Here is a 1,702-nt window from a genome sequence, read left to right as displayed (position 1 = left end):
GCCAAAGCAGTACCGCTTATCATTACATAACAATACGAAAGACAACAGTTTGAACAAAGCAATTAATTAGCCTTTCCGCCGGCCTGAAAAATTTGGAGACCAACTGCAATAAACTGAAACTCTTTTTCCATGTGGTAGAGGTAAATTATCCTTGCCTAACAGTCCTTTATTTTGGCAAGAATAGTAAAATGACAGGGGAAGCTTATTCCGCAAAAAATCTTATAAAAGTCATTTCGCTCTATTTGGTTTGATAGTGTCGAACAAATTGAAATTACTTCCCCTAAATCTGTTTGCTCTAATTGGTTCGACACTGTCGAACCAATTGTCAAGAGTGAAGAATAAGCCTCTGTAAAAATCCTTATCTTCTTAAGGTTACCGGCTGAAAACACTTTAACCCAGGCAATTCCTTTTGAAGATATGCTAAAATTTGGTCGACTAGTTTTGCTCCCCACTTTTACAACCTGTTTTTATCGGAAATCATTTTGCCTGTTTTAAAATAAAGAAACAATTGCCTTTGTTAGCAAGCCTTGCGGCGGCATGTTGGCTTTGTACTATTTGCTTTTAAATGTTTTGGACGAACTCCACATAATTTTTATCCGTTTTCATAGCACTAAATTCTATATTTTTTTTCAGAAAATAATGAATTGTATTGATTTGCATTTAAAATAACAGCAGGGTTTATTTAACATATCTATCTTCCAGCTTTTGCTTTAGTAAAAACATATCAGCACTAATTTTTAAATCCAATATTTTAGCATAATGCTGTGTCTGTTTTATTGAGGAATGTCCAAGCATTTTAGAAACAGTTTCAATAGGTACACCATTGCTTAATGTAATTGTTGTAGCAAATGTGTGTCGGGCAATGTGTGAAGTCAATATCTTATCTATCCCACACATTGCTGCTATCTCTTTTAAATACCCATTCATCTTTTGATTACTTGGCACAGGTAAAGGCATATCCTTATTAATACAAAGCGGATGATTTGAATATTTCTTAATCAATTGAGTTGCTGTAGGCAATAAAGGAATTGCTGATCTGGTATCAGCTTTCTGCCTGTTTGTAAAAATCCATAATCCACCGTCTACCCCTTTTGTAATTTCAGAAATTTTTAGTTTTTTAATATCAACGTAAGCCAAACCTGTAAAACAACAAAATAAAAACACATCACGAACCTGGCTTAACCGATCAATATCAAAACTCTTATCAGCCATTCGCTGTACTTCTTCTTCCGTGAGATAAACCCGGTTTACAGTTTTAATTTTTCCTTTATAGTTTACAAAAGGATTTTTTATAATCCAGCCATTGGAAAGACATATCCTGATTATTTTCCCTAAATTTTTAATGTACTTAAGGGTCGAGTTATTATTGCACTTATTCGTAGTTCTTAAATAATAATCGAAATCAGTAATAAAGGCATTATCAACTTTTTCAATATTAATATCAGTAACTCCAAATTGGAATTTTAAAAAAGCCTGCGTATGCCGCAGTGACGTTTCATATCTTTTATGGGTTGCAGGTGCAAAGTCTTTACCGACTAAACTTGCTACTTTACAGTTATGATCTTTAAACAACTCAATTAGCATGTAAGACTTTTCAGACTTTCCCAGCATCCTGTTTTTGAGGGATTCTGCTGTAATCAGTTTCCCATTTTCGTGGAGATACCGATGTGCTTCATAAGCGTCCGATTGAAGGTTATCAAGG

At 34.1% G+C, this 1,702-nt stretch carries 1 protein-coding gene; it reads right to left on the bottom strand.

Features of this window, described 5'->3' with window-relative positions; translation table 11 throughout:
• Positions 1–678 precede the first annotated feature (678 nt).
• On the bottom strand, positions 679–1,702 hold a 1,024-nt coding region (locus ACY651_RS06010; RefSeq protein ID WP_462250732.1), incomplete at its 5' end, for a site-specific integrase.

Origin of the sequence: Ferruginibacter sp. (assembly GCF_031391665.1) — a bacterium.
GTDB lineage: Bacteria > Bacteroidota > Bacteroidia > Chitinophagales > Chitinophagaceae > Ferruginibacter.
The sequence above is the reverse complement of the archived record's forward strand: the minus strand, read 5'-3'. Positions and strand labels throughout refer to the sequence as shown.